This is a genomic window from Komagataeibacter europaeus LMG 18890 (assembly GCF_000285295.1).
Lineage (GTDB): Bacteria > Pseudomonadota > Alphaproteobacteria > Acetobacterales > Acetobacteraceae > Komagataeibacter > Komagataeibacter europaeus.
In genome coordinates this window covers 12,665-38,073 of record NZ_CADP01000017.1, presented here as the reverse complement: position 1 = coordinate 38,073, position 25,409 = coordinate 12,665, and the positions used below count along the sequence as shown (strand labels likewise).

Sequence of the window (25,409 nt, the reverse complement as noted above, 5' to 3'; positions counted from 1 at the left end):
GATCAACAGATCATGCCGGGTAAAGGCTGTCGTCGTGCCACCTTCGCGCACCACGATCTCAACAATTCCTGAAATCAGGCGCCACCATTGCAGGCTGTTCCGCGTCCTGCCCGGCCCATGCCGGGGTCTTGCCCACCCTGTCGGACGAAGCGGGTACAGGCATGGGCAGTTCGTTGACAGTCACGATACGCCATCCCTCCGGCAGGCGTTCGATGACACTCAGCGCCAGGTTCTGGATGGAAAAATGCAAGGCCGTTTCCGCATGGATGCGCAATGCATGGGCCAGTGCCGCACGAATGGCGCCCCCGTGGCTGACCACCACCATGTCCTGACCTGCATGCCGGGCCGCCAGACGGTCAAGGCACGCGCCAACACGGGCACAGACCTGCACCATGCTTTCGCCATCCGGCGGCAGTTCGGTCGCACTGACGGACCAGAAGGGGTGCGCGGGCAGGCTCAGCCTCTCCGGCAGGGTATCATGCGTAATGCCGTGCCATTCGCCCATGGACTGTTCGGTCAGGTCGGGTTCCACCTGCCATTCATGCGGGCCATAGCCCGCCTGCTGGATGGCGCGCGCCGTCTGCTGTGTGCGTGACAGGGGGGATGTGAACCACAACGCCGGGCGTGGCAGGCGACGCGCCAGGGCTTCATACATCCAGCGCTGGGCCACGAGGCTGTCCGGGCACAGGGGCACATCCATCGCGCCATACAGCCGCATGCGGGCGTTCTGTTCCACCAGTGCGTGACGGATCAGCCAGAATCGGGTCACCCCTTTCTGCAACTGGGGGGTATCAAGGAAATTGCCGTGGTTGGTCTGTATGCTCACGCTGGATATCCATTGAACGGGTAGGTCATGAAATTCATGCAGGCAGAATGGCCCGCGCCTGCCAGCCATGCGGCAGGTAGGTCTGTACCGGCGCTGCCGTGCTGAGCTGCGACCAGTGCCGCAGGATCAGGCTGATCTTGTCGAGAATCCGCCCGACGTTACGCACTTCGCGCCGCAGGCGCTCGGTCGGGTCCATGCCCTCATGTGACGGCTCCCCCACGACCAGCCGGGCGCCCGCGGAAATACGCAGCGCCCCCACGATCACACCGGGGCGGCCGGGATGCGCCAGCGGCACGGGCTGGCCCACATGGCACAGGACGCTGGCAAGGGCCGCATCGGGATCATCGGGCGGGATCAGGCCGGACAGGTCGGTATTGAGCCATGCATACAGCCGCCGCGCGTCCGGCAGGGCCAGCGGGTGGAAGGTCTCCGCGTCACGACCCGGCGCCCGCACGAAAAAACAGATAATGGTCGGCAGGGTATCCCATGCATTATCCATGGGGGCACGGTCGGGACGCACCGGGGGCAGGATTTCCAGCACAGGATCCGTCATGATGCGGCTGGTGACGGCAGACAGGAAACCATGCAACCGGTCATGGATCACCGCGCGGGGAATGCGGCTGATCGCGGTCATTTCCGCCAGTGCCGCGCACCAGCGCAGGATCAGCCCGATATTATGCCCCGCAGGAAGCCTGGCCACCGCCCTGCCCTGCGGCCATGCATGGCGGTAGCTGTAACCCCCCAGCCCTACGGGCACGGGATGCGGGCCATCCAGCCTGCGCCGCACCCCCGCGGGCAACAGCAGCGCCCCGCAGAAAGGCGGGCCGGTAAAGAATTTGGACCCGGTGACCATGACCATCCAGCCCCGATCCAGATAATCCCGCACCCGCAGCGGGTCCAGCCGGGCCTGACAGGCATCCACCACCACGTCGGGGCAATCTTCTGACCTACCAACCGGTGCGCAGGCCTGTTCCAGTGCGGCCAGTCCCGGCGCCAGCAGCCCCGTCTTGGACAGGTCCAGCCGATGCAGCAGCACATGCCGATCCGCCGCGCGCATTTCATGGGTCAGGCGACAGGTCTCGGCATCGACATCCGCCGCCGGGCGCACATGGCCCGCCGCATCGCGCATCGGCACGTTTACCACCAGCGTATCGGTGGGAAAACCGGCGATGGGCGCACCCCGTGTCACGGAATGGCCAAGGGCGGTATCATTGGCGAAATGACATCCCATGGCGGCCAGCGGCACGCCGCTGCCGGTTTCCTCCGGCGCAAGCAGGATATTGCTGACGGGTCGGCCACCGGGTGCAAGGGCGGCCAGCGCCAGCGCGTACAGTTCACAATCCGTGCCCGATGGGGCCAGAACGACCCCTTCATCTGCTTCCAGGCCGAAATGTGCGGCAATACGGGCCTGTATATCTCCATCCAGCGTCCGCGCGGCGTTCTCGCCCCGCCCGTGCAATGCACCGGCCAGCAGGGACAGACGCGCCGTTTCCGCCCCGGCAAAGCCCCGTTCGGACAGCGATGACGCGGTGGAGGAAGCAAAGGTGATGGCCCATGGCCGGGGCCGGTGCGAACAGCCGTAATGGTTCAGCCCCGTCGCGGGGTCCACGGCCAGACGGGCGTCGCCGCCCGTGGCCATCAGGCTTTCGGTCGGGCCAAGGATGGGCCACAGGGCACACAGGGCGTCATGCAGCGCGCCAAAGGGCCCCGATCCGTCCGGCAACGACAGGGCGGGCTGCAAGGGCGCGAGGGCAGACCATATCTGTTGCAGGATCGTGGCGGAGGGCACCTGCGCCGCTGCCATCTGCGGTACCCATGCCGCCGGTGCATCGGCATCCGAGCGGCCGGTATCAAGATACCAGAACAGGGCTGCCGTACGCGCGGCACAGAAGGCTGCGCACAGGGCCCTGTGCGGCGCGATTTCCAGCAGCGGGGCCAGTTCCAGCGCGTGCCGCAGGAAAAAGGCCGTTTCTTCCTGCTGTCCCTGCGCGGGCAGCCCCAGCACGATGGCCCCGCCGGGCTGGACACGAAAGGGCAGGTCCAGCGTGGGATCCAGCATGATCTGCCGTTCGCCCGCAATCACCCGCAGGTCCGGTCGTTCCAGAACACGCAGCAGTTCCTGCGTCAATGTGTGGGCGAACACCGTGTCACTTCCTTTTCCACGCTGTCAGGTGGCACGGTCCAGCCAGCCTGATCCATGATACGGCGCATATGCTCCGGTGGCATGGCCGTGGCGTGCACGGGCACATCCAGTGGCAGATGGATGCTCCGGCTCATAAGGTGTAGCGCCCCCGCGTCGCGTGCGCCATAGCGCGTGTCACCACGTATGGGACACCCGATCGCAGCGCAATGCGCACGGGCCTGATGGGTACGCCCGGTTTCCAGAACCAGTTCCAGCCAGGTTATGGGCTGGCCCGCGCCATCATGCCCCGTCCCCCGCACACGCCAGCGCGTCCGGGCGGGCTGACCACCGGTCTTTACCGGCTGCATCCGCCACTGCCTGCCCTGTTCCACCCGCGCAAGCGGCGTATCGATCACGCCCTGCGCCGTCCCGGGCGTACCCTGCACGATGGCCCAGTAGGTCTTGCGCGCCTGTCCCGCCGCGAAACATGCCTGTACCGCCACCAGTGCCTGCTTGCGCAGGGCGATCACCAGACAGCCCGATGTATCCTGATCCAGGCGGTGCGCAAGCCATGGACCGTTCCGGTGCCGCGACAGGGCGGGAAACCAGTCCTCGACACTGACGCCACCGGCGCGACCGGGATGGACCGGCAGGCCCGGCGGCTTGTCCAGCACCACAAGCCGGTTATCGCGGTACAGGACCGTGAATGGCAGGGCAACAGGTGCCTGCCCTGCCCCGCGCTGCATGGCGTGGGGTTTCATTCGTCTTCCGTATTACGGCGCATCAGGACTTCACGGCGGCCGACATGGTTGGCCTCGCTGACCAGGCCCTCCTTTTCCATCTGCTCGATGATCTTGGCCGCACGGTTATAGCCGATCGACAGATGGCGCTGGATGAAGGACGTTGATGCCTTGCCTTCACGCGCCACGACCTCGACCGCCTGCGCGAACAGGCCGTCTTCCTCCGCCCCGCCGGCGGGGGCGGCGAAGGGTTTGCCGGAACTGTCTTCTTCCTGCGGGGAAATGACGTCGTCATCATAGATCGGTTCCCCCTGCGTGCGCAGGAAGGCAACGACGGCCTCGACCTCGCCATCATCCACGAACGGGCCATGGACACGTGTGATCCGTCCGCCTGCCTGCATGAACAGCATATCCCCGCGCCCCAGCAGCTGTTCGGCCCCCTGCTCGCCCAGGATGGTGCGGCTGTCGAACTTGCTGATGACCTGAAAAGAGATACGGGTGGGAAAGTTCGCCTTGATGGTGCCGGTAATCACGTCCACCGACGGGCGCTGGGTCGCAAGGATCAGGTGAATGCCCGCAGCACGCGCCTTCTGCGCCAGACGCTGCAGCAGGGCTTCAATTTCCTTGCCCGCCACGATCATGAGGTCGGCCATCTCGTCCACCACGATGACGAGATATGGCAGGGAATCGAGGGCAAGCTGCTGTTCCTCGAACGTGGGCTTGCCGGTTTCGGGGTCATAGCCGGTCTGTACACGCCGGGTCACGATTTCCCCGCGCGCACGCGCTTCGGCCACGCGTTCGTTGTAGCTGGCAATATTACGCACCTGCAGGTGCGCCATGCCACGATAACGGCGATCCATTTCCCGCACGGCCCATTTGAGTGCCGCGACCGCCTTGGCCGGTTCCGTCACCACGGGCGTCATGAGGTGGGGAATGCCTTCGTAGATCGAGAGTTCAAGGATCTTGGGGTCAATCAGGATCAGGCGGCACTGCTCGGGCGAAAGACGATAGAGCAGTGACAGGATCATGGAATTCACGCCCACCGACTTGCCCGACCCGGTGGTGCCCGCGATCAGCAGGTGCGGCATGGCGGCGAGGTCACTGTAAACCGACTCGCCCGCAATATCCTTGCCCAGCGCAAGGTTGAGGCGCGCACGGGAATGCGCCCATTGCGGATCCATGAGCAGTTCGGAAAAATAGACCGTCTCGCGCCTTGTATTGGGTACCTCGATCCCGATCACGTTGCGACCGGGCACGGTGGCGATACGCACGCTGAGCACCGACAGGGACCGCGCCACGTCATCGGCCAGGCCAATCACGCGGGCGGCCCGGATGCCGGGGGCGGGCTGGAGTTCATACAAGGTTACGACCGGGCCCGCGTGATAGGCGACGATTTCCCCCTGCACCCCGTATTCCGACAGCACGGTGACAAGCTGCGTGGCATTGGCATGCAGCAGTTCCTCGGTCGGCTTGGTGGCCTCGTTCGATGGCGGGGGCTTGAGCAGCGACAGCGGCGGGAACTGCCATTCCGGCTGTGGCGGGGGCGTATAGGTATCTGCCGGGGGGGCGACGGGCGCAGCGGGGACATAATCCGACGTGCTGGCCACCGGTTCCTCTGCCGTCCCCGTCCGCCCCGCGCCGGAGAAAAAGCGCGACAGCAGCGTCGGGCGCGCGGGTTCCTTTGCCGCTACTGGCAGACCGTCATCATGGGGGACGGCAATGACGGGCCGGGTATCGTGTGCGTCGGTATCCTCATGCCACGGCACCTGGTCCGATACCGGCGCGGGGCCATCCATGAGCAGGGGCTGGGTAATTTCCTCATCCATGCCTGGCGGGTGCATCCAGCTGGTCTGCAGCGAAACCTGTGCGGGCTTGCCCCCCTCCGCCTTGCGTCCACCCAGTGCTGGCCGCTTTGTTTCCGGCTTTGTGGTGGGCGCGGGCATGTTCTTCTGTCCCGACGGCCTGACCGCCTGCGGCTCGGCCACGGGCATCATGGCCGTGCCGGACGCCGCATGCCCCGTGGCCGGTACCGGGTCCGCCCCCGTTTCATGGCCCGTATCCATGAGTGGCGCGTGGAAGGGAGACGGATCCCGCACTACCCTTCCCCCACCGGAATACGGGGCCGTATCCGCCACGGTCCGGGCCTGCGTCCTTTCCCCCGTTACCCGACGCAGCCATATGGCCAGGGCCATGGGCTGGCGCAGCAGGACCCTGATCCCGCGACCAATGCCCCGCCATTCCGACAGGGACAGGGCAAGGGCCAGCAGCAGCAGCAGCCCCCCCAGCACCAGCCCCAGCAGCCAGACAACAAGCGGCCCGCCCCGCCCGACGAAAACGGTGGCGGCCTGAATGGACATATGCGCCACCGACAGGCCGACCGCCCCACCCGGCCCGGCCTGCGTTGGCCATAGCGGGGCCTGAAGCGTGGGCAGCAGCAGGGGCACGGCCGCGATGTCCGCCGCGATGACCGGCAGCGCGCAGACCAGTGCGATGATGCGCAGCAGGGCCGATGCCAGCCCATGGTGCCGGATCAGCCGCCATCCCCATGCCAGCAGGCAGAAAATGGCCAGGACATCCACGATCCCGAAATTCTGGAGCATGAAATCAGCCATGTACGCGCCCGGCCGGCCAAGCAGGTTGTCCGGCGGCTGTGCGCTGGATGTATTGGCCGACGGGTCGCGGGGATCATAGCTCCATAAGGCGATGGCAAGACACAGCGCCAGACTCCACAACCCCAGTCCTCCCGCTTCGGTCAACCGGTCGCGCAGGCGCGACCGCACCGGGCCAGAGGACAGCGAGTCAGGGACAAAACGGCTGAAAATCGCCAAAAATCCATATCCTGATCATAGGCCCCGGCATGGGCATGCCCGCAGGGACCGAACGCACAAGGGAAATGACCATCGCACTTTACATCCGTCATTTCCGTCAAACGGCACCACTATAACCCCGTCCACCCCATAGACAGAAGGCCGCTGGCGAAAATACGGCAATCAATTATGCCGCGTCGTCCGGGCCATGTCGCCATGCGTACAGGCACGCGGCCCCATGCCTGCGTTCGAGCAGAAGCCGGTCAGCGGCAACCGGGGGCGGTTCCGCCGCCGCCGTCTCAACCACCACCAGGGTCGCGGGATGCAGCCAGCCGCCGCGTTCCAGCACCGCCAGCGCGCGGGCGGGCAGGTCCTGGTTATAGGGTGGATCCAGAAAAATCAGATCCACCGGACCAGATGCGCCACGCGCAGGCAGGCGCAGCATGTCCATCGCACGGATCATGGCGCGACCATCCATGCCGCAGGCCGTGACATTTTCACGCAGGACCCGCAGGGCAGCGCGGTTCTGTTCCACGAACACGGCAGTGGCGGCGCCACGTGACAGGGCTTCCAGCCCCAGCGCCCCGGTCCCTGCGAATCCGTCCAGAACGCGTGCGCCGCGCAGAAGGTCCATCCCCGCCCATGGAGCATGGGCCAGCGTGTCAAACAGCGCCTGCCGCACACGGTCCGCCGTGGGGCGTGTGGCCTGTCCCGGTGGCGCATGCAGGATGCGGCCGCGACATTCACCCGCGATGATACGCATTACGCCCTGCGCTGTGACTTGGCTGGCATAAGGCCGGGCACCTGTTCACGAATGACCTTGCCGGTCACTTCCTCAAGTTCACCACGCTGGAGCGTACCAAGCTGGAACGGACCATATGAGGTGCGAATCAGGCGGCTGACGTGCAGGTTCAGCCCCCGCATGACCTTGCGGACCTCGCGGTTCTTGCCTTCGCGCAGGGAGACGGTCAGCCACGCATTGTCCCCCTTGGCGGAGTCCAGCTGTGCCTCGATCGGGCCATAGCGCACGCCCTCGAATTCACTGCCATGGGCAAGGGAGGCCAGCATCCGTTCGTCCACCACCCCGAATACACGCACGCGGTAACGGCGTATCCAGCCATTGCTGGGCAGTTCCAGCCTGCGGGCCAGTTCGCCATCATTGGTCAGCAGCAGCAGGCCCTCGCTGTTCAGGTCAAGCCGCCCCACGCTGATGACGCGCGGCAGTCCCGGTGGCAGGGAATCAAACACGGTCGGACGATCTTCGGGGTCGCGGTGGGTTGTCACCAGACCATCGGGCTTGTGGTACCGCCACAGCCGCGTGCGGTCTGGCGCGCTGACCACAGTGTTGTCCACCTGAACGATATCGCCCGCATCAACGAACGTGGCCGGATGAGTGACGACCGCGCTATTCAGCCTGACCCGGCCTTCGGCAATCATGCGTTCCGCATCTCGCCTGCTGGCAACGCCGGACCGGGCCAGCCATTTGGCAATACGGTCACCCCGTTCCTGGGTAGACGGGGGGGAATGGTCCTGTGTCATGTTCGTGTCTGCCTCGCAGCGTCGATCAACCCTTCGAACAGGAGACGGTCCCCTGCCGATATGCCAAATTCCGGATGCCACTGCACCCCGATGCAAAATGGATGGCCGGGCAGTTCAATGGCCTCGACAACCCCATCAGGCGCTGTAGCACAGATTACCGCCCGTCCTGCATCCCCTACCGCCTGATGATGGGACGAATTCACCGCCAGCCGGCTCCGGCCCACCAGCCGCGCCAGATGCGTGCCCGCCACCACGTCCACCTCATGCCCCGGTTCATCACGCGGATTGGGCTGCTCATGCGCAAGGGCTGCCGGATAGGTATCGGGAATATGCTGTACCAGCCGTCCCCCCAGCACGACAGCCAGAAGCTGCATGCCGCCACATATGCCCAGAACAGGAATGCCACGTATCATGGCGGCATGGACCAGGGCCGTTTCCGCCGCCGTACGCCGGGGCTTGGTCTGCACGCTGGCATGCTGGCCGGATGCGCCGTACAGATCGGGCGGCACATCAAACGCGCCACCGGTCACCACCAGGGCGTCCAGCCGCGCGACCATGTCCGCCGCCTGCCGCGCGTCATGGCCCAGCGCGACCGGCAAACCACCACAGGCCGCAATCATGTCCATGTAGTTCTGGCGGATCGCGTACCATGGGAAGCGGGAATACCCGGCCCTGTCATCTGTTGCGGGCGGTTCGCTGTCCAGCGTGACCCCGATCAGGGGTAAATGGGATGTCATGCCGCCTGCCCCGGAAACTGTTTCAAAAGTCTGCTCACGCAATATCCCGCAGGTCAGCAAGAAAGTTTTTGATGAAGCTGTTTTCAAAAAGCTTCTGGGAACGCCGTCCTGCTGAAGAAGGAACGTACCCGAAAACTTTCATTACTTTTTATCGACGGGTTATTTTGAAACAGCCCTTAAAGAAATCTCCGGTCAAAAGGAATGACGACGTTACTATGTGCCATTGCCCGATGGCTCGCCGGGGTCATAATACAAAAAATCCCCACCGGCGATGCCATGATGGGGATTTCTGTAATCCTGTTAAACCCTATGGTGGGCGCACAAGGGCTCGAACCTTGGACCCGCTGATTAAGAGTCAGCTGCTCTACCAACTGAGCTATGCGCCCACAGGGTTACCCGCTCGGGTGAGAGGGCTTCTAGCAGTCACCTGATTGTCTGACAAGGGGAATTTTTGACTTTTTTGAAATTCCTACTGCTGCAGCAGCCGCAGCAGGCCATCAAACTGTTCCAGCGAACGGTAATCAATCCGGATGCTGCCGCCCTTGCCGTCAAAGGCAATCTGCACCTTCAGCCCCAGCCTGGTGGCAAGGTCACGTTCCAGCGCAGCAATTTCGGGATTGCGGGCTGTTTTTTCCGCCTTGTCACGCGCAGCAGCAGCCTTGCGCTCCTGCTGCCTGGCCAAGGCTTCCGTCTGCCGGACATTCAGGCCCTGCGCCAGCACGACCTTCAGCGCCGCAACGGGATCGTCATGTGCCAGCAGGGCACGGGCATGTCCCGCCGACAGGCTTTGATGACGCACGGCATCACGCACGGGCGGCGGCAACTGCAACAGGCGCACCATGTTGGCCACGTGTGGACGGGACTTGCCAATTGCACTGGCCAGTTCATCCTGCGTCAGGTCATAATCATCCAGCAGGCGTTGCAGGCCCTCGGCTTCCTCAATGGCATTGAGGTCGGCACGCTGGAGATTTTCCACCAGTGCCGCCGCCATGGCGTCCCCATCCTCCAGCGGGCGGATATGAACGGGCACGTCATGCAGGCCCGCAATCTGCGCGGCACGCCAGCGGCGTTCCCCCGCAATGATCTGGTATACCCCCTTACGCCCCGGATGCGGCCGCACAAGGATGGGCTGCAGGATGCCACGCACGCGAATGGAACTGGCCAGTTCATCCAGTGCGCCGGGCTCCATCTGCTGGCGTGGCTGGAAGGGACCTGGCTCCATTACATCAACCGGCAGGCTGGAAATGGTTTCGGGCGTTTTGCGTGCTTCCACCGCCGGTGCGGCAGGCAGCATGTTGACCTGTTCACCCAGCAGGGCAGCCAGTCCGCGACCGAGACGGGGGCGACCGGCATCCTTCTTGGTTTTCATCAGCGCGCCTTCCCTTTCGTTACGGCATGCAGCCCCAGACGGTCCGTGACTTCGGTGGCGAGGGCCTGATAGGCCAGGCTGCCGGACGAACGCTGGTCGTAATTCATTACCGGCTGCCCATGGCTCTGCGCCTCGGAAATCCGGATATTGCGGGGAATGAGGGTTTCCATCACCCTGTCCCCGAAAAAGCTGCGGGCATCCTCCGCCACCAGTTCCGACAGGTTGTTACGCCGATCGTACATGGTCAGCACGATGCCATCGAGTTTCAGCGCCGGATTGAGTGACTGCCGCACGCTGTTGACGGTCCGCACCAGCTGGCTGATGCCTTCCAGCGCGAAGAATTCACACTGCAACGGCACGATTACGGATTGCGCCGCCACAAGGGCGTTGAGAGTCAACAGGCCGAGGCTGGGGGGGCAATCGATCAGGATGACATCATAGTCCGCCCCGACCTGCGCCAGTGCCTCATGCAGTCGGTATTCACGCCGGTCGGACATGACCAGTTCCAGTTCCGCCCCGGCCAGTTCCGTATCCGCCGCGATCAGCGACAGGCCGGGCACGGCGCTAGGCTGCACCACGGCGGCAGCCCGTTCGCCATCTTCCAGCATGGCGTAGGTACCGCTGCGGCGGGCATCATAACCCACGCCCAGTCCGGTCGAAGCATTGCCCTGCGGGTCCATATCGACAAGCAGGACCTTCAGCCCCGATGTCGCCAGAGCCGCCGCCAGATTGATGGCCGTGGTTGTCTTGCCCACACCGCCCTTCTGGTTGGCCAGCGCAATAATGCGGGGGGAAGATGCAAGCCCGCTTCCCGTATCATTCATTGTTGTGGTCTCTGACACGCCTGATATCGCTCAATTCTAGAATCACACCATCCGTATTTGTACGGCTTGGAATCCGGGTTGTCGCCATGTGCCAGTCGGCGCTGGCTGTTGTCAGTTCATCTTCCGCATTCCGTCCTTTCAGAAACAGGCAGAAGCCATCGGGCTGCAGGAAGCGCGTACCCCATTCCAGCAGGCGCGACAGGGGCGCCAGCGCACGCGCCGTCACGACCTGTGCGGGCGGCACGTCGGCAACCTCCAGTCGCTGCGCGCAGACACGGACCTGCACACCCGCCACCCGTGCGGCTTCGCGCAGGAAGGCAGCCTTGCGCTGATCCGATTCGATCAATGTCACCCGTGCATCCGTGGCGCATGCAATAACCAAGCCGGGAAACCCGCCACCGGATCCCATGTCCACCAGACTTGTGGAACCAGATGGAATCAGCCGCGCCAGTTGCAGGCTATCGGCAATATGACGCGACCATAAATGTGGCAGATCATGGGGCGAGACAAGATTGATCCGCTGGTTCCACCGCAGCAGGATATCGGCATAGCGTTCCAGCCTGTCATGTGTTTCACGTGAAACATCGGGCATGTCCGTCATACCGCGACCTGCCTTTGCCGCACATGCGCCAGCAGGGCGACCAGCGCCGATGGCGTCATGCCGGGAATACGCTGTGCCGCGCCAAACGTCACGGGCCGGACGCGTGACAGCCGTTCCTGCATTTCCGTGCTCAGGCCACCAACCCGGGCATAATCCAGATCCACCGGCAGGGCCATGCGCCCCTCGCTGGCAAGCTGGCGGATTTCACGATCCTGCCGGGAAATATAGCCACTGTAACGGGCCTCGGTCGCCAGATGCTGGGCCACGCGGGGTGGCAGGTCAGTAAACCATGGTGCGATCCGGGCGAGTGTTTCGGACGATGCATCCGTTGCCAGCACATCCAAAAGCGAGCGCGCGCGCCCATCAGCCGAAACATTCACCCCGGCCCTGCGCAGGGTATCCGGGTTATAGGTTTCGTTGCGGGCACGTTCAGTTGCGGCCTCGATCGCGGCGCGGTCCATACGGTATTTTTGTGCACGCGCGCTCCCTACGCAGCCCCATTCCAGTCCACGCTGGGTCAGCCGCAGGTCGGCATTATCCGCCCGCAGGGTCAGACGGTACTCGGCGCGGGACGTAAACATGCGATAGGGTTCGGACACGCCCTGCGTGGTCAGGTCATCGATCATGACACCGATATAGGCATCCCCACGGTCAAGGGTCACACCTTCCTGCCCCGCAGCACAGCGGGCGGCGTTGACACCAGCCAGCAGGCCCTGCGCCCCGGCTTCCTCGTACCCGGTCGTACCGTTGATCTGACCGGCAAGAAACAGACCTGGCATGTTTTTCAGTTCCAGCGTGGGCGCGAGTTCGCGCGGATCCACGTAATCATATTCCACCGCGTAACCCGGCCTGACGATCCGACACTGTTCCAGCCCGGGGATGCTGCGCAGCATTTCCACCTGCACGTTTTCAGGCAGGCTGGTGGAAATGCCATTGGGGTAGACCAGTTCCCCATCGGGCGTGCCGGGCAGACCTTCGGGTTCAAGGAATATCTGATGGGACTCACGCTGCGCGAACCGCACGACCTTATCCTCGATCGACGGGCAGTAGCGCGGCCCCCGCCCCGATATCGCCCCGCCATACAGGGCGGAGAGCTGAAGGTTTTCGCGTATGATCTCATGCGTGCGCGGCGTGGTGGCCGTGATACGGCACGATACCATGGGGTTTGTAATGGCATCCGTCATGCGGCTGAACGGTTCCGGCACGGCGTCGCCCCGGTCTTCCGCCAGGACGTCCCAGTTGATGCTGTCGCGCGCGATGCGGGCCGGTGTGCCGGTCTTCAGCCGCCCCATGCGCAGCCCCAGTCCAGCCAGACGTTCACCCAGCGCATTCGCGGGTCGGTCCCCTACCCTTCCTGCTGGCTGGCTGTCATGCCCGACATGGATCGTCCCGCGCAGAAACGTGCCCGTGGCAAGCACCACGGCACCGCAGGCAAAGGTGCGGCCATCTTCGCAGGCAATACCGTCCACCCGGCCCTGCTGACTGACCAGCAGGTCGCCTGCCGCACCTTCGACGATATCCAGCCCTTCGGTCTGCGCCAGCAGGTCCTGTATGGCCTGACGATAGAGCGAACGATCCGCCTGCGCGCGCGGTCCATGCACCGCTGGCCCCTTGGAGCGGTTCAACAGCTTGAAATGAATCCCAGCCCGATCGGCCGCAATCCCCATCAGGCCGTCAAGCGCATCGATTTCACGCACAAGGTGTCCCTTGCCAATTCCGCCAATGGCCGGATTGCAGGACATGATGCCGACGGTATCCAGGCGATGTGTCAGCAGCATCGTCCGCGCGCCCATGCGCGTGGCGGCAGATGCGGCTTCGCACCCCGCATGACCGCCACCCACGACAATCACATCATATACGCGACTCATTCCGGCACTTCCCCTATTTGCCAATGCAGAACTGGCCAAACACCGTATCCAGCAAGGCTTCCACATCCACCGTCCCCGTCAGGCGCCCAAGGGCACGCATGGCCAGGCGCATTTCCTCCCCGCGCATTTCCGGCCATGCCATCGCCTGTGCCCGACCGATATGGTGTACCGTTTCCTCTATCGCGGCACGATGCCGGGCGCGGGTAAACGGCGCGCTGGCGCGATCGGCGGTCAGGGCACGCGCCCTGTCGGCCAGAACATCCCTTAGCACATCCATGCCCGCCCCCGTGAGCACGCTGATCCCTATTACGCCATCAGGCGCGGGTGACAGGTCGGTCTTGTTACATACCAGTACACCATCCCCTTCCAGCCGGGATGATGGAGGATTACCTGCAAACACATGCACCACGCAATCCGCTTGTTTCACGTGAAACAGTGAACGCCGCACGCCTTCGGCTTCAATTTCATCATCGGTTTCACGCAGGCCTGCGGTATCAACCAGCGTGACCGGCACATCGCCCATCACAACCCGGATTTCAATCGCATCACGCGTTGTACCCGCCCGGGTGGATACAATGGCGGCATCCCGTCCCGCCAGTGCATTCAGCAGGCTGGACTTGCCAACATTCGGTTCCCCCACAATGGCGAAGACCAGCCCCCGGCGCAGGCGTTCCGCCCCCTCGCCCATAGCCAGGTAATCCTGCATGGTCGCATGCAATACACGCAGGCCGTTCACCAGTTCCTGCTCCACTTCCGGGGGCAGTTCTTCGTCAGGGAAGTCGATCAATGCTTCCTGATGCGCCAGCAGCACGCGCAGCCTGTCGGCCCATTGCTGGTACAGGCGGCTCTGTGCCCCATCGACCTGCGCCAGCGCCTGTCGCCGCTGGGCCTCGGTCTCGGCATCGATCAGATCGGCAATGCCTTCCGCCTGCATGAGATCAAGACGCCCGTGCGTAAAGGCGCGGCGACTGAACTCCCCCGGTTCGGCAGGCCGTGCGCCCAGCGCCACCAGCGTATCGGCCACGGCACTGATGACCGCCGGTCCCGCATGCAGGTGCAGTTCCGCGCTATCTTCGCCCGTGTAACTTTCCGGCCCTGGAAACCACAGCACCAGCGCACGATCCAGCAGGACCGGCACATCCCCATCCCGTCGCCACAATCCCCGCAGCGAAGCACGACGCGGTGCTGGCAGACGACCGCACAGGCTTTCAACAATCCTGCCGGTACCCGGGCCACTCAACCGCATGACGGCAATGGCGGCGCGGGACAGGCCGCTGGCCAGTGCGAAAATGACGGGGGGATGACGATCACTTTCCTGCACAAACATCTCCATGGTGGTCATCATCATTTTGTCAGTCCCGGGAACGGCGTTATCGTTCACCTCTTTGTCCTGATCAAGGTGACTCATGCCACAACTTTCGATGCATTCGCCACTCGCGCCCCTGACCGTCTCCGTCGAAGATGGAAAGATCGTGGCGCTGGACTGGGGCTGGGGCCGCGATCAGGAGGAAACGCCGCTGCTGCTGGAATCCCGCGCCTGGCTGGACGCCTATTTTGATGGGGAAGTCACCCTGTGCCGCCTGCCCCTTGCCCCTTATGGCACACCCGAGCAGCTACGCGCATGGCAGTTCATGCAGACCATTCCCGTAGGGCAGCAGGTTTCATGGCAGGATGCGGCACGTCTGGCCAATGTTTCAACTGACACCATCATCAGCGCCTGTTCGGAAAATCCCATTCCCATCCTGATCCCCTGCCACCGCATCGATTTCACTGACTGCCCCCGGTACGATCCCGAAACCTACCCTGGGGATGAAGGCGCGCGCGACCGGCAGTTCCTGCGTGACCTGGAAACCTTCTCCGCAACACCGCTGCCATAACCCCTTACCCACCAACAGGGATTACAGGACATGAATACCGTCATCCGCATCCATGAATATGGGGGGCCTGATGTCCTCCGCACCGAAACGCTTCCGGTTCCCACCCCGGCGGCAGGCGAAGTGGTGCTGCGCCAGGAAGCAATCGGGGTCAATTTCATTGATACCTATTTCCGCACCGGACTGTACAAATTCCCTGCCCTGCCCGCCGTGCCGGGCATGGAGGGGGCAGGAACCGTAACCGCCATCGGTCCCGATGTGGAAGGCATTCAGCCCGGCATGCGGGTGGCCTATGTCACAACCCCGGGCGGCTATGCCACGTTCCGCACCATTGCCGCCGACAGGCTGGTGGTATTGCCCGATGACATCTCCGCCACGACCGCTGCCGCCATCATGTTGCGTGGCCTGAGCACGCACATGCTGCTGCGCGAGGTCCATCGCGTCCAGCCCGGCGAGGATATTCTGGTCTATGCCGCCGCCGGTGGCGTGGGGCTGCTGATGTGCCAGTGGGCGCGTCATCTGGGCGCACGCGTCATTGGCGTCGTCTCAACGACAGAAAAAGCGGAACTGGCCCGCGCCAACGGGGCGGCGGATGTCATCATCGGCATGGACCGGATAAAGAAACAGGTCAGCGACCTGACCAACGGGCGCATGCTGCCGGTCGTCTATGACAGCATTGGCCACGATACCTTTGAAACCAGCCTGTCCTGCCTTGCCCCACGCGGTCTTATGGTCAGCTATGGCAATGCATCGGGGGCGGTGACGGGCGTGAATGTCGGCACGCTGGCGGCCCATGGCAGCCTGTACCTGACGCGTCCGGCCCTTACGACCTATATCGCGCAACGCCCCGCACTATTGCATGCCGCCAACGAACTGTTCGAACTGGTGCGGCAGGGCATCATCAAGCCACGTATCGGTCAGTCCTTCCCCCTGACCGAGGCCGCACAGGCCCATATTGCCCTTGAATCGCGCAGGACCACGGGCAGCACGATCCTGCTCCCCTGATCCACACCAGATAAGCAAAGCGTTTCAGAAATAATAAAAGTTTTTGGGTGTCGCCTTTTTTCAAAAAGGCACTGTCTCCTGAAGCCACTTGAAAAAAGCTTCACCAAAAAATTTCTTCCTTTCAAAACAAAAAACCCCGGCCTTCCAGCCGGGGTTTTTTCAGTCATGCACGACATAGCAACCCGATCAGGTATTCATCGCATCAAAGAAATCGTGGTTGGTCTTGCTGTATTTCAGCTTGTCCAGCAGGAAGTCCATCGCATCCATAGTACCCATCGGGGCAAGGATACGACGCAGAACCCACATCTTGGCCAGATCGGCCCGATCGACCAGCAGTTCTTCCTTACGCGTGCCGCTCTTGGTGATGTCGATGGCAGGGAACGTACGCTTGTCCGCCAGCTTGCGGTCAAGGATCAGTTCGGAGTTACCCGTGCCCTTGAACTCTTCAAAGATGACTTCATCCATCCGGCTGCCGGTATCGATCAGCGCGGTCGCGATGATGGTCAGCGAACCGCCTTCCTCGATATTACGGGCCGCACCGAAGAAGCGCTTGGGACGCTGCAGCGCGTTGGCATCCACACCACCGGTCAGCACCTTGCCCGATGACGGGACAACGGTGTTGTAGGCACGGGCCAGACGCGTGATGGAATCCAGCAGGATCACCACATCACGCTTGTGCTCGACCAGGCGCTTGGCCTTTTCCAGTACCATTTCGGTGACCTGCACATGCCGGGTCGCCGGTTCGTCAAAGGTGGAGGACACGACCTCACCCCGCACCGAACGCGCCATGTCCGTCACTTCTTCCGGCCGCTCGTCGATCAGCAGCACGATCAGGAACACTTCGGGATGGTTCGCGGAAATGGAGGAGGCGATGCTCTGCAGCATCACGGTCTTGCCGGTACGCGGGGGGGCGACGATCAGCGCGCGCTGCCCCATGCCGATGGGGGAGACCAGGTCGATCACGCGGGACGTGAAATCACGGTTCGGGGTCTTGCCCTTCCCCTTGCCATTGGCTGGTGCATCCGCAGCACCCCCCACGGCCGAATTCTCGACTTCCATCTTCAGGCGGCGTTCAGGGTAGAGCGGCGTCAGGTTATCGAAATTGATCCGCTGGCGCACCGCCTCGGGCGGTTCGAAATTGATCGCGTTGACCTTCAGCAGGGCAAAATACCGTTCCCCGTCGCGCGGGGCGCGGATCTGGCCTTCGACCGTGTCACCGGTACGCAGGCCAAAGCGGCGGACCTGACTGGGGGAGATATAGATATCATCGGGTCCCGGCAGGTAATTGGCTTCCGGTGAGCGGAGGAAGCCAAACCCGTCAGACAGGATTTCAAGCGTACCGTCCCCATAGATGGCCTGATCGTTGTCAGCCAGCGTCTTGAGGATCGTGAACATCAACTCCTGCTTGCGAAGAGAAGATGCGTTTTCAATGTTCAGACTTTCAGCATAAGCCAGAAGGTCTGCTGGGGATTTGGCCTTGAGTTCGGCGAGTTGCATGCAGGATATGCCTATAAGTGGGCAGTTCACGAAAGGAAAAGAGAAGCCAGCAATCAGTTTGAGAAGGCGCGCCGATAAGGGGCCTCTGACCATATTCTGATGAAGCGGTTTGATGCAGCTTAACTGAGAGGTGGGAATCCCAGGTCCGCCACGAAATGGCATGCGCTGGAATATGCGGACCATATGCCTTTAATCGCGTGGCGTCAAGCATACACACATCCCTATGCCATGCCCCCCTGGCCTCATCGCGATGATTATACTGTCGTCGCCCGTGTAACGCGTCATGATGACAAAATATTCGCGCGCGCCCTACCGGCGCTGGCCGCGTCTGCACTGATGGATGCATGCGTTCACGACGCAGCCTGAAGCGCGCATGTTCAGAACCCGATGACCGCATCCCCGCCAAAGGTGAACATGCCGTTATTGCGTCCGCCATTGAACGGCATGGTGCCATTCAGCGCACGGTCAAACCGTATTTCGGGGCGCAGCATGAAAACCCCGATATGATGGCCAAGCTGGGGACGGTAACTGACACCCAGCGTCATTTCGCCATATGTCGTGCCATGGCTGGAGGCCGACGGCCCGGGCACGACCGCCCCACCCGTTCCGGCCAGCGCTTCCATGTAGGAATTGTTCCCGCGGAATGTCGCGACCATGGCGTTGTTGTTGTCGCGGTATATTTCGCCACGGTAATTGAAGGTCAGGTCGCGGTTGATGCGGTAGCTGAGGAAACTTACGAAACTTTCCGCATCCACGCCTGCAAACTGCCCGCGCGCGCCAATGCCGCGCGTGCCCTCGTCATGCAGGTAATTGAATTCCGCCGTCAGGCTCAACCGGTCATTCACCTGGTAGTAGGCGCTGATATCATTCCAGAACCGCTGGGTATGATCGGCTTCGTAATGGCCGATGGCGCGCCACGAATTTTCCGGCCCGACACGGCTCAGTTCCACAATGCGCAGCTTGCCATGAGCGAGGTTATTCAGGTTGAAACCGAAATACCCGGCTGGCGCGCTGTTATTGTCCGCATGCCCGAATGATGTCTGGTTGCCGGTATCAATGCCGAATGTCACGTCCACCATGGGTGTCACATGCCAGTTGAACATCGCGCCCACATGTTCGAACGGCACGGAATATTCGGATGTATAGGCCAGCGTGTAAAAGGGCCGGGATGTCGGATCCAGCCCCTCCACCCCCATCGGGGCCTGCAGGATACCCGCCTGCATGTCCAGCCCGCCACGCGTCAGCCACGGCAGGTGGACATCCATATGCGCCTGCGCGGGGATCAGCTGGTAGCGTGCGTTCCATTCCCGGTCACTGATGCCCAGGACCTGATAATAGCGTGCATCCGACCCGTACATGCCCTCCAGCGTAAAACCGACCTGGTAGGTGTTCCGGTGCGGGTCGATCGCCTTGTTCAGCGTGAATTCAGCCTGGTTCAGCTGAACCTGGTTGGCATGGTCGGCCAGGAAGTCGCCATAATTGTAACCGGGCTGGGGGCGTGCGGGATTGGCCATGATCCCGCCTTCGATCTGTGCGCTCAGGGTAATGTAACCCAGCCACCGGGCAAGGCCCGTGCTGCTGTCATGCCGCAGGCCGGAAAAGACATGAACCTGCGCACGCGCCACGGTAGGCAGTCCACCCAGCAGGCCGGCAAGGACCAGACAACATCCCAGCGTACGGTTCGGTTTCATGACGGCCTTTATTCCTCCCCGGCATCGGCAGACCCGGGCAGGCGCCGATTATCCGCGCGCGCTCCGGCATTCATGAATTTTCTTTTATTTCGTTTCCCTTGTTATTGAAACCTAAATCATTGAAATGATTCGATAATATAATAATCATGAAGGCGATATGTCAGGCAATGACAACTATTTTCCCAGCCATCCACGCCGCCAGAACCAGATCAGCGGCAGCACCACCGTCGCCGCCATGAGGACAAGGGAATACCAGTAGCCGTATTTCCAGTTCAGTTCGGGTATATCATGGAAGTTCATGCCATAGATGCCCGCTACCAGCGTGGGAGCCACGCCAATAAAGCTGACCACGGTCAGTATCTTCATGCCATTATTCTGTTCGATGCTGATGAATCCCAGCGTCGCATCCAGCAGGAACTGCACCTTGTTGGCCGTCTGGGATACGAAGTCGTTCAGCGAACGGATATCGCGCCCCACCGTGGCCAGCCGTGACTGCAGCCGTTCAGACAGGTCGTGGCGCTTGTTTTCCCCCAGGAAGATGGAAATCCGTTCCAGCCCTAGCAGGCTGTCGCGCACGGATGAACTCAGGTCGCCCGACCGGCCAACCCGGCGCAGCATGTTGCGCAGCAGCGCGCCCGCCTGCGCCTGGCTTGGTTCCTCGGACTGGAATACGTCCTTGGACATGCCATCAAGCGCCTGCCCCAGATGTTCCAGGATATCGGCCAGCCGGTCCACGATGGCTTCCAGCAGCATGATCCCCGCCTCGTTGGCGGCCAGGGGCTCCGCCTGTCCCGCCACTTCCCGCGCAACCACGTCAAACGCGCTGAACCCGGTATAACGGATGGTCAGGAGCCGGCCGGGCATGAGTACGAAGCCCACGGGGGAGACGAAAAAGTCATCCGGCGTTTTGCGCACCAGTGGCGTGGAAAGATAGACGCCGATCCCTTCCATGAAGAGACGTGATGAACTTTCGATTTCATCCAGCTGGGCGCGGGTGGGCACACGCAGGCCCGTCACCTCGGCGGCAAGGGCTTCTTCCTCCTCGGTGGGACTGAGCAGGTCCAGCCATGCCGCACCGGCCGCATCCTCCGCAGTCGTAACGGTCCGGGCCGGGGCACCGGGACGATGGGCTAGAAACATGGGCGGTCTTTCTGTGGTTCGGGTCGTTGTTCATCCATCATGCGACAGCAAACATGTCAAATCATGACACGCTCCACGATACGGCAGGGGGCTGGTATTTTACCGCCATCCGGTCCAGAACCGCCTGATACGCGGCCCGGGACGGCTGCATGATGATACCATTGAGCCACGCACCTATTTCTTGCGGAGTAGCGAAGTTGAGCGCAACAGATACACAGGCAGGCGCCAACAGCCTGCGCAGCGGGCCGGACGGTCGCGGCCGTTTTGGAATTTTTGGTGGCCGTTTTGTCGCCGAAACCCTGATGCCGCTCCTGCTGGAGCTGGACGACGCCTACAGGGCGGCGCAGGCGGACCCCGAATTCCGGCGTGAACTGGATTATTATCTCCAGGATTATGTCGGTCGTCCCAGTCCGCTGTGGTTTGCGCGCCGCATGACCGAACAGCTTGGCGGCGCGAAAATCTACATGAAGCGCGAGGAACTGAACCATACCGGTTCCCACAAGCTCAACAACGTCATGGGGCAGATCCTGCTGGCCCGCCGCATGGGCCGCACCCGCATCGTGGCCGAAACCGGCGCAGGCCAGCACGGCGTGGCCACCGCGACCGTGTGCGCGCTGTTCGGCATGAAATGCGCGATCTACATGGGCGCCACCGATGTCGAGCGCCAGAAGCCCAACGTGTTCCGCATGCGCCTGCTGGGGGCCGAAGTCGTGCCCGTTACCGCAGGCGCGGGCACGCTGAAGGACGCGATGAACGAAGCCATGCGCGACTGGGTGACCAACGTGCATGACACCTACTTCCTTGTCGGCACGGTGGCGGGGCCGCACCCCTATCCGCAGATGGTGCGTGATTTCCAGTCCATAATCGGCGTGGAAACCAAGGAACAGATCGTGGCCGCCGAAGGCCGCCTGCCTGATGCGATCGTGGCGGCGATCGGTGGCGGGTCGAATGCCATGGGCATCTTCCATCCCTTCCTTGATGACCCCGAAGTCAGGCTGATCGGCGTCGAGGCCGCGGGCTGCGGGCTGGACAGCGGACGTACCGCCGCCTCCATCGAGCGTGGCAAGCCCGGCGTGCTGCACGGCAACCGCACCTACCTGCTGCAGGATGCGGACGGACAGATCACCGAAGCCCATTCCATCAGCGCCGGCCTCGACTATCCCGGTGTTGGTCCCGAACATTCATGGCTCAGTGACATCGGGCGCGCCGAATATGTTGGGGCGACCGACCAGGAGGCGCTGGACGCCTTCCAGCTATGCACCCGCACCGAGGGCATCATTCCCGCGCTGGAAAGCGCCCACGCCATCGCCTATGCCGCGAAGATCGCGCCCGGTATGGGCAAGGACCAGATCATTGTCATCAACATTTCCGGCCGGGGGGACAAGGATATCTTCACCGTCGCCGAACATCTGGGAGTGAAACTGTGAGCCGCATCGCCCGCCGCTTCGCCACCCTGCGCCAGCAGGGCCGTGGCGCCCTGATCCCCTATGTCGAAGCCTGCGACCCGGATTACGACACGTCGCTTGCCATCCTGCGCGGCATGCCCGGTGCGGGCGCCGACCTGATCGAGGTGGGGGTGCCCTTTTCCGACCCGTCGGCCGATGGCCCGACCATCCAGAAGGCCGCGCTACGCGGGCTGAAGGGTGATTCGACCATGAAGCGCGTGCTGGAAATGGTCACGGCCTTCCGCGACGGCGATGACGAGACACCAATCATCCTGATGGGCTACACCAACCCCATCGAGGCCTATGGTCCCGAACGCTTCTGCGTGGATGCGAAAGCAGCGGGCGTGGATGGCCTGATCGTCGTCGACATGCCACCGGAAGAAGCCGACCTGCTGGCAGGCCCGGCTGCTGCCGCCGGGCTGGACATCATCCGCCTTGTCGCCCCCACAACGCCGGACGACCGGCTGCCGGTCGTGTTCAACGGCGCATCGGGCTTTGTCTATTATGTCAGCATCACCGGGGTGACGGGCACACGCACCGCCAGCACCGATGAACTGGCCCATGCCCTGCCCCGCCTGCGCCGTGCCACCGACCTGCCCATCGCCATCGGCTTTGGCATCCGCACGCCGGAACTGGCGGCAAACGCCGTACGCGCGGCCGATGCCGCCGTCGTGGCGTCCGCCCTGCTCAACACGCTTGAGGGCACGCTGAATGCGGATGGCCGGGCAACGGCCCGCACCGTGCCCGCGGTGCTGGAACAGCTGCGCGGGCTGGCGGATGCCGTGCATGCCGTAAGCAAAACTGTCTCAAAATAATACATTGATAAAAAACAAAAGTTTTTGGGTGCCGCCTTTTTTCAAAAAGGCGGCGCCTTCTGAGGCTTTTTGAAAAAAGCTTCACCAAAAACTTTCTTACGGTTTGCGGGACATTTCACAGGCGATTTTCCGCAATGGCCCCCGCAATGACAATCTGGCCCAATCGTTCATCTGCCTGTATGGAACAGGCCTCCAGAAAGCTTAAGGGAGAGGCAACATGAGCTGGCTGACCGAATATGTCCGTCCCAAGATCCGCAGCCTGCTCAAGCGGGAAGTGCCGGACAACCTGTGGACCAACTGCGAATCGTGCGAGCAGATGATCCTGACCAAGGACCTGCGCAAGGCGATGAATGTGTGCCCGCATTGCGGCTACCACATGCGCGCCACCGTGCCCGAACGGCTGGAATGGACGTTTGACAACGGGGAATATACCCGCATCGAACTGCCCAGGGTGCCGGTTGACCCCCTCTCCTTCCGTGACCGCAAGCGCTACACGGACCGGCTGAAGGATGAACGCGCCAAATCCCAGCTTGATGAATCCATGGCCGTGGCCCATGGGCAGATCGGCGGGCATAACGCGGTTGTCGCCGTCATGGCGTTCGAATTCATCGCGGGCACGATGGGTGCGGCATTGGGTGAGGCCTTCCTTGCCGCCGCCCGCCTTGCCATCCTGCAGCAGTCGCCGCTGATCGTCTTTACCGCATCCGGTGGCGCGCGCATGCAGGAAGGCATGATCAGCCTCATGCAGATGCCCCGCACCACGGTGGGGGTGCAGATGCTCAAGGAAGCGGGGCTGCCCTATTTCGTCGTGCTGACCAATCCGACCACGGGGGGGGTTTCCGCATCCTTCGCCATGCTGGGTGACGTGCAGATTGCCGAGCCCAATGCCCTGATCGGCTTTGCCGGACAGCGCGTGATCGAGGATACGGTGCGCGAAAAGCTGCCCGAAGGCTTCCAGCGCGCGGAATACCTGCTGGAACACGGCATGCTGGACATGGTGGTCAAACGCGGCGACCTGCCCGTAACCCTCGGGCAGCTGATCGGGCAGCTCAACTACCGCCACATCGCGCCGCGGCCCGCGGCCTGACCCCGAACAAGGGCGCTCCCCATGAATACCCCCACGCTCGGGCCGGAATTCGTTGGCCGGACAGGGCAGATACTTGAACGGCTGAACCGGCTGTATCCGGCCCTGATCGACCTGTCACTGGCCCGGCTGGAAACGCTGCTGGCGCGCCTTGGCCACCCCGAACGCCACCTGCCGCCCGTCGTGCACGTGGCGGGCACGAACGGGAAAGGCAGCACCTGCGCCCTGATGCGCGCCGTGGCTGAAGCGGCGGGGTGGCGGGTGCATGTGCTGACATCGCCGCATCTGGTCCACGTGACCGAACGTTTCCGCATCGCGGGCCAGATCGTGACGGAACGCGAACTGGCGGGCGTTCTGGAAGACATCGAACAGGTCAATGCCGGCGCACCCATTACGGTGTTCGAAGTCCTGACGGCGGCGGGTTTCATGCTGTGTGCGCGCCACCCTGCCGATCTTGCGATTGTCGAGGTCGGGCTGGGCGGCCGCCATGACGCCACCAATGTGCTTGAACGCCCGGCAGCATGCGCGATCACGGCCATCTCGATGGATCATGAGGCCTTCCTTGGCGATACGCCGGGGGCAATCGCGACCGAGAAGGCAGGCATCATCAAACCCGGCGTTCCCGTAACCACCGGCCGCCAGCAAGCCGAGGTCATGGACGTCCTTGTCCGCACGGCACACGCGCACGGCAGCCCCCTGTGGCGGCGGGACCATGAATGGTCCATCACCCCCGCGCCAGATGGCACAAGCCTGCGCTACCATGACCGTCATGGTGCGCTGGACCTGCCCCTGCCCGGCCTGCGTGGCGCGCACCAGGTCGACAATGCGGGTCTTGCCATCGCCACCCTGCGCGCCAGTGGCCTGCCCCTGCCGCAACAGGCATGGGCGGGGATTGCCCAGGCACGCTGGCCCGCGCGGATGCAGCGCCTGTCCGGCCACCTGGCGGCCCTGATGCCCCTGGACTGGGAATTATGGCTTGATGGCGGTCACAATCCCGGTGCGGGCGAGGTACTGGCACAGGTGATGGCGGAATGGGCGGATCGTCCCACCCATCTGGTCATCGGCATGAAGCAGACCAAGGACGCCACCGGCTTCCTGTCGCCCCTGCTGCCGCATGCGGCCTCCATCCAGGCCGTAGCGGAAAAGGACCAGCATCTGGCGCAGCCCGTGGCGGACATCATTGCGGCGGCTGGTGGCCGGGCCACGGCTGGTCCCACCCTGCACGCCGCCCTGACGCATCTGGCGGCCACAGCGGAACCGGATGCCCCACCCGCCCGCGTCATCATATGTGGCAGCCTGTATCTGGCCGGTGTCGCCCTGCAGCTTGATGGCTGGCAGCCTGACTGACGCACAAGCCCCACAGGCGCAGATGTCCCGCAATAGAAACCGTGTTGAAAAAGGTATCTGCCTGCGGGTTGATGTCGG

Annotated in this window: 21 protein-coding genes and 1 tRNA gene; 6 read left to right on the top strand and 16 right to left on the bottom strand. The window is 63.0% G+C overall.

Annotated elements, in window-relative coordinates; all coding sequences use genetic code 11:
- Positions 1–58: 58 nt before the first annotated feature.
- From GEU01_RS07845 to mnmE, 13 genes are all read right to left on the bottom strand, one after another.
- A complete protein-coding gene (locus GEU01_RS07845; RefSeq protein WP_373321403.1) occupies positions 59–868 on the bottom strand; it encodes a histidine phosphatase family protein in 810 nt (269 codons plus the stop codon).
- Entirely contained in the window at positions 861–2,969 is a 2,109-nt protein-coding gene (locus tag GEU01_RS07840) for a hypothetical protein (protein ID WP_026018586.1), read from the bottom strand. Before GEU01_RS07840 ends, GEU01_RS07845 begins: the two co-directional genes overlap by 8 nt.
- Positions 2,951–3,709: an RluA family pseudouridine synthase gene (locus tag GEU01_RS07835; RefSeq protein ID WP_010508569.1), complete on the bottom strand. Its 759-nt coding sequence runs from the start codon at positions 3,707–3,709 to the stop codon at positions 2,951–2,953. The genes GEU01_RS07840 and GEU01_RS07835 overlap by 19 nt, the downstream gene beginning before the upstream one ends.
- The gene (locus GEU01_RS07830) at positions 3,706–6,516 is read right to left on the bottom strand and encodes a DNA translocase FtsK (RefSeq protein WP_019085629.1); all 2,811 of its coding nucleotides are present in this window, start codon (positions 6,514–6,516) and stop codon (positions 3,706–3,708) included. Before GEU01_RS07830 ends, GEU01_RS07835 begins: the two co-directional genes overlap by 4 nt.
- Positions 6,517–6,682: 166 nt before the next feature.
- Positions 6,683–7,258, bottom strand: coding sequence for a 16S rRNA (guanine(966)-N(2))-methyltransferase RsmD (gene rsmD / locus GEU01_RS07825; protein ID WP_019085628.1), 576 nt, complete (start codon positions 7,256–7,258; stop codon positions 6,683–6,685).
- Positions 7,258–8,034 carry a pseudouridine synthase gene (locus tag GEU01_RS07820; protein ID WP_010508573.1) on the bottom strand — a complete coding sequence of 259 codons (777 nt, stop codon included), beginning with the start codon at positions 8,032–8,034 and terminating at the stop codon, positions 7,258–7,260. Before GEU01_RS07820 ends, rsmD begins: the two co-directional genes overlap by 1 nt.
- Entirely contained in the window at positions 8,031–8,771 is a 741-nt protein-coding gene (locus GEU01_RS07815; RefSeq protein ID WP_019085627.1) for a gamma-glutamyl-gamma-aminobutyrate hydrolase family protein, read from the bottom strand. Before GEU01_RS07815 ends, GEU01_RS07820 begins: the two co-directional genes overlap by 4 nt.
- Before the next feature lie 310 nt (positions 8,772–9,081).
- Positions 9,082–9,157, bottom strand: a tRNA-Lys gene (locus GEU01_RS07810).
- An 83-nt stretch (positions 9,158–9,240) separates the two neighbouring features.
- Positions 9,241–10,140, bottom strand: a complete 900-nt coding sequence (locus GEU01_RS07805) for a ParB/RepB/Spo0J family partition protein (RefSeq protein WP_010508575.1) — start codon at positions 10,138–10,140, stop codon at positions 9,241–9,243.
- Positions 10,140–10,964, bottom strand: a complete 825-nt coding sequence (locus GEU01_RS07800; RefSeq protein ID WP_019085626.1) for a ParA family protein — start codon at positions 10,962–10,964, stop codon at positions 10,140–10,142. The genes GEU01_RS07805 and GEU01_RS07800 overlap by 1 nt, the downstream gene beginning before the upstream one ends.
- On the bottom strand, positions 10,957–11,565 hold the full coding sequence (gene rsmG, locus GEU01_RS07795; RefSeq protein WP_019085625.1) for a 16S rRNA (guanine(527)-N(7))-methyltransferase RsmG: 609 nt from the start codon (positions 11,563–11,565) through the stop codon (positions 10,957–10,959). Before rsmG ends, GEU01_RS07800 begins: the two co-directional genes overlap by 8 nt.
- Positions 11,562–13,433 (bottom strand): tRNA uridine-5-carboxymethylaminomethyl(34) synthesis enzyme MnmG, encoded by a 1,872-nt coding sequence (mnmG, locus tag GEU01_RS07790; protein WP_019085624.1) that lies wholly within the window; start codon positions 13,431–13,433, stop codon positions 11,562–11,564. The genes rsmG and mnmG overlap by 4 nt, the downstream gene beginning before the upstream one ends.
- Before the next feature lie 13 nt (positions 13,434–13,446).
- On the bottom strand, positions 13,447–14,781 hold the full coding sequence (mnmE, locus tag GEU01_RS07785; RefSeq protein ID WP_042710808.1) for a tRNA uridine-5-carboxymethylaminomethyl(34) synthesis GTPase MnmE: 1,335 nt from the start codon (positions 14,779–14,781) through the stop codon (positions 13,447–13,449).
- 73 nt (positions 14,782–14,854) lie between these two features.
- On the opposite strand from mnmE, the gene GEU01_RS07780 reads away from it, so the two are divergent.
- Complete coding sequence (locus GEU01_RS07780; RefSeq protein WP_019085622.1) at positions 14,855–15,310, top strand: methylated-DNA--[protein]-cysteine S-methyltransferase; 456 nt, start codon at positions 14,855–14,857, stop codon at positions 15,308–15,310.
- A 30-nt stretch (positions 15,311–15,340) separates the two neighbouring features.
- Positions 15,341–16,312 (top strand): quinone oxidoreductase family protein, encoded by a 972-nt coding sequence (locus GEU01_RS07775; protein WP_019085621.1) that lies wholly within the window; start codon positions 15,341–15,343, stop codon positions 16,310–16,312.
- 186 nt (positions 16,313–16,498) lie between these two features.
- Here the strand turns inward: GEU01_RS07775 and rho are convergent, their stop codons facing one another.
- The 3 genes from rho to GEU01_RS07760 all read right to left on the bottom strand — a co-directional run bounded on the left by rho (position 16,499) and on the right by GEU01_RS07760 (position 20,640).
- Positions 16,499–17,809: a transcription termination factor Rho gene (rho, locus tag GEU01_RS07770; protein ID WP_026018583.1), complete on the bottom strand. Its 1,311-nt coding sequence runs from the start codon at positions 17,807–17,809 to the stop codon at positions 16,499–16,501.
- 377 nt (positions 17,810–18,186) lie between these two features.
- Positions 18,187–19,500 (bottom strand): outer membrane beta-barrel protein, encoded by a 1,314-nt coding sequence (locus GEU01_RS07765; RefSeq protein WP_019085619.1) that lies wholly within the window; start codon positions 19,498–19,500, stop codon positions 18,187–18,189.
- A gap of 174 nt (positions 19,501–19,674) precedes the next feature.
- A complete protein-coding gene (locus GEU01_RS07760) occupies positions 19,675–20,640 on the bottom strand; it encodes a magnesium transporter CorA family protein (RefSeq protein WP_019085618.1) in 966 nt (321 codons plus the stop codon).
- Positions 20,641–20,837: 197 nt separating this feature from the next.
- Here GEU01_RS07760 and trpB point away from each other — a divergent pair, with 197 nt between their 5' ends.
- The 4 genes from trpB (at position 20,838) to GEU01_RS07740 (ending at position 25,331) form a co-directional block, all read left to right on the top strand.
- Positions 20,838–22,067, top strand: a complete 1,230-nt coding sequence (gene trpB / locus GEU01_RS07755; protein ID WP_019085617.1) for a tryptophan synthase subunit beta — start codon at positions 20,838–20,840, stop codon at positions 22,065–22,067.
- Positions 22,064–22,900, top strand: coding sequence for a tryptophan synthase subunit alpha (trpA, locus tag GEU01_RS07750; RefSeq protein ID WP_019085616.1), 837 nt, complete (start codon positions 22,064–22,066; stop codon positions 22,898–22,900). The genes trpB and trpA overlap by 4 nt, the downstream gene beginning before the upstream one ends.
- A 217-nt stretch (positions 22,901–23,117) precedes the next feature.
- A complete protein-coding gene (gene accD / locus GEU01_RS07745) occupies positions 23,118–23,987 on the top strand; it encodes an acetyl-CoA carboxylase, carboxyltransferase subunit beta (protein WP_019085615.1) in 870 nt (289 codons plus the stop codon).
- Between the two features lie 21 nt (positions 23,988–24,008).
- Entirely contained in the window at positions 24,009–25,331 is a 1,323-nt protein-coding gene (locus tag GEU01_RS07740) for a bifunctional folylpolyglutamate synthase/dihydrofolate synthase (RefSeq protein WP_019085614.1), read from the top strand.
- Positions 25,332–25,409: the final 78 nt, after the last annotated feature.

Excerpts from the sequence above, each read along its gene's own strand:
- GEU01_RS07835 (WP_010508569.1), bottom strand. The coding sequence starts at position 3,709 with ATGAAACCCCACGCCATGCAGCGCGGGGCAGGGCAGGCACCTGTTGCC.
- rsmD (WP_019085628.1), bottom strand. The coding sequence starts at position 7,258 with ATGCGTATCATCGCGGGTGAATGTCGCGGCCGCATCCTGCATGCGCCA.
- GEU01_RS07820 (WP_010508573.1), bottom strand. The coding sequence starts at position 8,034 with ATGACACAGGACCATTCCCCCCCGTCTACCCAGGAACGGGGTGACCGT.
- GEU01_RS07815 (WP_019085627.1), bottom strand. The coding sequence starts at position 8,771 with ATGACATCCCATTTACCCCTGATCGGGGTCACGCTGGACAGCGAACCG.
- GEU01_RS07805 (WP_010508575.1), bottom strand. The coding sequence starts at position 10,140 with ATGAAAACCAAGAAGGATGCCGGTCGCCCCCGTCTCGGTCGCGGACTG.
- GEU01_RS07800 (WP_019085626.1), bottom strand. The coding sequence starts at position 10,964 with ATGAATGATACGGGAAGCGGGCTTGCATCTTCCCCCCGCATTATTGCG.
- rsmG (WP_019085625.1), bottom strand. The coding sequence starts at position 11,565 with ATGACGGACATGCCCGATGTTTCACGTGAAACACATGACAGGCTGGAA.
- mnmG (WP_019085624.1), bottom strand. The coding sequence starts at position 13,433 with ATGAGTCGCGTATATGATGTGATTGTCGTGGGTGGCGGTCATGCGGGG.
- mnmE (WP_042710808.1), bottom strand. The coding sequence starts at position 14,781 with ATGATGATGACCACCATGGAGATGTTTGTGCAGGAAAGTGATCGTCAT.
- GEU01_RS07780 (WP_019085622.1), top strand. The coding sequence starts at position 14,855 with ATGCATTCGCCACTCGCGCCCCTGACCGTCTCCGTCGAAGATGGAAAG.
- GEU01_RS07775 (WP_019085621.1), top strand. The coding sequence starts at position 15,341 with ATGAATACCGTCATCCGCATCCATGAATATGGGGGGCCTGATGTCCTC.
- rho (WP_026018583.1), bottom strand. The coding sequence starts at position 17,809 with ATGCAACTCGCCGAACTCAAGGCCAAATCCCCAGCAGACCTTCTGGCT.
- GEU01_RS07765 (WP_019085619.1), bottom strand. The coding sequence starts at position 19,500 with ATGAAACCGAACCGTACGCTGGGATGTTGTCTGGTCCTTGCCGGCCTG.
- GEU01_RS07760 (WP_019085618.1), bottom strand. The coding sequence starts at position 20,640 with ATGTTTCTAGCCCATCGTCCCGGTGCCCCGGCCCGGACCGTTACGACT.
- accD (WP_019085615.1), top strand. The coding sequence starts at position 23,118 with ATGAGCTGGCTGACCGAATATGTCCGTCCCAAGATCCGCAGCCTGCTC.
- GEU01_RS07740 (WP_019085614.1), top strand. The coding sequence starts at position 24,009 with ATGAATACCCCCACGCTCGGGCCGGAATTCGTTGGCCGGACAGGGCAG.